Origin of the sequence: Actinomadura sp. KC345, assembly GCF_004348515.1 — a bacterium.
Classification (GTDB): Bacteria; Actinomycetota; Actinomycetes; order Streptosporangiales; family Streptosporangiaceae; genus Spirillospora.
Window position 1 is genome coordinate 1 of the sequence record NZ_SMKH01000471.1, and the last position, 3,859, is coordinate 3,859.

4 protein-coding genes and 1 pseudogene are annotated in these 3,859 nt (G+C 70.8%); 3 read left to right on the forward strand and 2 right to left on the reverse strand.

The window, feature by feature from the left end:
• Positions 1–208: 208 nt before the first annotated feature.
• Positions 209–1,447 carry a hypothetical protein gene (locus E1281_RS38280; protein WP_131884592.1) on the forward strand — a complete coding sequence of 413 codons (1,239 nt, stop codon included), beginning with the start codon at positions 209–211 and terminating at the stop codon, positions 1,445–1,447.
• Between the two features lie 23 nt (positions 1,448–1,470).
• Positions 1,471–1,695, forward strand: coding sequence for a DUF4158 domain-containing protein (locus E1281_RS38285; protein WP_165959296.1), 225 nt, complete (start codon positions 1,471–1,473; stop codon positions 1,693–1,695).
• Here the strand turns inward: E1281_RS38285 and E1281_RS38290 are convergent.
• Positions 1,653–2,363 carry a hypothetical protein gene (locus E1281_RS38290; protein ID WP_131884594.1) on the reverse strand — a complete coding sequence of 237 codons (711 nt, stop codon included), beginning with the start codon at positions 2,361–2,363 and terminating at the stop codon, positions 1,653–1,655. The two genes, E1281_RS38285 and E1281_RS38290, sit on opposite strands and share 43 nt — an antisense overlap.
• A 41-nt stretch (positions 2,364–2,404) precedes the next feature.
• Here E1281_RS38290 and E1281_RS38295 point away from each other — a divergent pair.
• A pseudogene (locus E1281_RS38295) lies at positions 2,405–2,908 on the forward strand (Tn3 family transposase); the annotation flags it as partial.
• A gap of 308 nt (positions 2,909–3,216) precedes the next feature.
• Here E1281_RS38295 and E1281_RS38300 read toward each other — a convergent pair.
• Positions 3,217–3,624: a hypothetical protein gene (locus E1281_RS38300; protein ID WP_131884596.1), complete on the reverse strand. Its 408-nt coding sequence runs from the start codon at positions 3,622–3,624 to the stop codon at positions 3,217–3,219.
• Between the last annotated feature and the right edge of the window lie 235 nt (positions 3,625–3,859).

Consider the following 3,859-nt stretch of genomic DNA (forward strand, 5'->3'; position numbering starts at 1 on the left):
GGCAGGGGGTGGCTCGACGGGGCGTCGCCCGGGGCCGGTCGATCAACGCTCGTCACGGGGCCCAGCCTAGCCGGATGATCTCGATTCTGGCACGGGTTAAGTATCCCTTAACCCTATCCAAGCTGGAGAGGCAGCCGGTTTCTCGAAACCACGAAAATACATTCGGGGTTTCGTGGCGAACCTGCTCACGAAACGGGAGGATGGGAGCGTGACCGTTCCTGCATCGCCTGTACCGGCTGCCGCCGACGCCGACCGCAATGCGCAACCCGCCCCCGACGCCGAGCACGGCGTCGACGACACCGGCACCGCGCCCAGATTCGAGGGGGAGACGGCACCGCACGGCAGGTGCAAGCACTGCCGGGGCCCGCTGCCGCCGGCCGCCGGAACCGGCCGACCCCGCGAGTACCACCGCGGCGGGGAGGGGCCTGACGGACAGGACTGCAAGGAGGCCGCCCGACGCGCCCGCGAGTCCACCGTCGGCGCCGCCGTCGAGGCCCCGCTGCAGGCGGTCATCGCCTGGGCCGACCGGGAGCAGGCCGACCGCCGCACCCACGCCGACCTGCTGCGCGCCGCCGCCGCCCGCGACGACCAACTCGCCGCCGACTTGGCCGATCTGCGTAGAACCGTGCTGGACCGCAACGCCGAGCTGGAGACCACGACCACCCAGGCCGTCACCGCCGCGACCGAGGCCATCACCGCCGGCAAGGAGGCCGAGCGCCGAGAGCGGACCGCTCGGTCCGAGGCCGCCGACGCCCGCGCCGCCGCCGAGCGGGCCGCCGAGCGCGCCGACGGCGCCACCGAGCGGGCCCGGCTGGCCGAGGACGCCGCCGCCGCCCATCAAACGGCCCGGCACAAGGCCGAGCAGGAGACCGTCCTGGCGGTCCAGGCGCGCGAGGAGGCACGCACCGAGCGCGACACCGCCCGCGCCCGGCTCGCCGAGGTGGAGCGGGAACTGGCCGCGGCGCGCTCCGACGCCGCCGCGCTGACCGGGCGGCTGGAGACGGCCACCGCCGACCTGGCCGCCGCCCGCCAGACCATCACCGAAAAGGACGCGACCATCGGCGACCTCACCGGTCGGCTGCAGCGCGCCCGACAGCAGATCGACGCGGTCCGCGCGCAGGCCGAGCAGGACGTGCGGGCCGTCCGCGAAACCGCCGAACAAGACGTCCGCCGCGCCGACGCGCAGCGGCAGAACGCCGACGAGGCCGTCGAGCGGATGCGCGGCGAACGCGACACCGCCCGTACCGACCTGGCCGCCGCGCAGGCCGCTCACCGCGCCGAAACCCAGGCGCTGGAGCGCGAACGCGACACCGCGCGCGCCGCCGAGACCGACCAGCGCGAACGGGCCCTCCGCGCCGAAGCCGCCCTGGCCGCGCACCCAGGCCTAAGACCGGGGGGCTCTCGACCGGGCCGACCTGGTGATGACGACGGCAGTCCGTCTGGTTGAGGACGAGGTGGCGTTGCGGGAGGTTGGGGTTCGCGCTGCTGCTGAAGTACTACACGCGGCATGGCCGGTTTCCGCGTGGGCGGGCGGAGTTCGCCGACGAGGTGGTCGACTACGTCGCCCGGCAGGTCAAAGTGCCAGCCTCGGAGCTGGGGCTGTATGACTGGACCGGCCGGACGAACGAGTACCACCGCGCCCAGATCCGCGATCACCTGGGGTTTCGGGTGTGCGGGGTGGTCGACGCCGAGTAGCTGACGCAGTGGCTGGCGGCCGAGGTGGCGCACGCGGAACGCCACCCGGACCGGGTCCGGGAGGAGCTGCTGCGGCACTGCCGCGCGGAGCTGATCGAGCCACCCGCCCCGGATCGGGTCACTCGGCTGGTGCGGTCGGCGCTGCACGTCGCCGAGGAGAAGTGGTTCGCGGTGATTGCGGCGCGGCTGGATGCGCCGGCGCGCGCCCGGGTCCTGGGATTGGTCGATTTCAGCCCCGCCGATCCCGACGACGTGTCGAGCGCTGCGGAGGCCGGGCCGGCAGGAGGTGATGAGGAAGAGTTCGACGGTGAGTCGGTGCTGGCGCTGATCAAGGCGATGCCGGGCAACATCAGCCTGGAGTCGATGTTGCGGGAGATCGACAAGCTGACCGCGATCCGCGCGATAGGGCTGCCCGAGAACCTGTTCGCGGATGTGGCGCCGAAGGTGTTGGCGTCCTGGCGGGCGCGTGCGGTGGTGGAGTCGCCCTCGCATCTGCGGCGCCGCGCGCGGAGTTCACCCGCCGCGGCGGTGACGTTGTTGGCGGCGCTGTTGGTGGAGCGGGAGCGGGAGGTCACCGATTCGCTGGTGGATCTGCTGATCGCCACGGTGCACCGGATCGGCGCCCGGGCCGAGCAGAAGGTCACCAAGGAGCTGGTCAACGCGTTCAAGCGGGTGACCGGCAAGGAGAACATCCGGCAACAACTACGACCAGGTCATCAAGTACGCCACTGCGATCCGCACCGGGACCGCCTCCACCGAGGCGATCCTGTCGCGCTTCACCCGCTCGGCCTCCCACCCCGCCTACCAGGCGATGCTGGAGATCGGCCGCGCCCAGCGCACCGCGTTCGTCGCCCGCTACCTGCGCGACCGCGACCTGCAACGCGAGATCGAAGAGGGCCTGAACGTAGTGGAGTCCTGGAACGCAGCCAACGCCGTCATCTACTACGGCAAGGGCGGCGAAATCTCCACCAACCGCCGCGAGGAAGTCGAGATGGGCGCGCTGTGCCTGCGGATCCTGCAAGCCTCGCTGGTGTACGTCAACACCCTGATGCTCCAGGACGTCCTGGCCGAGGACGTCTGGGCCAACACGCTCACCCCGGCCGACCAGCGCGGCCTCACCCCGCTGTTCTGGTCGCACGTACGCCCCTACGGCGAGTCCGCCTGGACTTGGGATCACGCCTGGCCATCGGTGCCGCGAGGTGACTTCTGTTGAGCATGGACGAGCAGGACCGAGCCGTACCTGTGACCGGCGGGGGTCTTCACGGTCTTCGGTGTCGTCTCCGGTAGCCGCGCCGGACGGCGCGGTAGCACGCCCTCGCCCGGTGCTCGACGGGAGCGCAGCCCCGCAGTAGCGACACGCCCTCCGCCGGTCCGCCGTCGGCTGGGAGTGAGCTCAGGAAGCCGGCGGCGCCGCACGTCTGATCTCGGTACGTCGGCCGGTGCCCGCATGAAGATAGCGGCCGCGCGAAAGGCGGAGCGCGGCACGGGGGTCCGTGCCGCGCTCCATGTGTGTGCGGGCGTCTACCTGAGGAAGAACTCCAGCAGGTTGGCGCCTTGCGCCCCATCGGGGCGCTTGAAGCCCAGGATCGTGTGTGCGGCCTGGGCGAGGGCGACTGCACCGTCGACCTCCGTCTCCATCAGCAGATGGATGCCCATCCGTGCGTGGACGGGCCTGTCGAGCTCGTAGAACTTCCGCCATTGATCGACGAGTTCCCGGAACGGGCTGTCCTCGTCTTCAACCGCGGCGATTGCCTGCAGCCTCCCCCAGATGAGAGAGGCCTGGTCCTGAATCTCCTGCTCGCGGCGACTGGTCAGGACCTGCGGGTTGGCGGCCCTGCTGAGGAGCAGCATGAACACCTCCAGATTGCGGAGATCCTCCGGCTGGACGACGGTGGCTTCCGCCTTCTCCTGCGCGGCGTCCTCCGCCATCTCGGGGCACTTGGCCTTGGACCGCCCCGGCGATGCTGGAGGCTCGGGTCGTTGGTTCTCAGCCGGTCTGGGCCGTTGTGCCGCGTGACCGGTGGAACGCTTCCTCGCACTCGCGCGGGGGAATGTTCCCGCAGTAAGAATGTATCCTTTCGGTGTTATACCACGCCACCCATTCCATCGTGGCGATTGTCACGTCCATGACATTGGACCAGCCGCCATGGAAGTCGATGAGTTC

Coding starts and splice junctions, on each gene's coding strand:
- E1281_RS38300 (WP_131884596.1), bottom strand. CDS start 3,624: ATGGCGGAGGACGCCGCGCAGGAGAAGGCGGAAGCCACCGTCGTCCAG.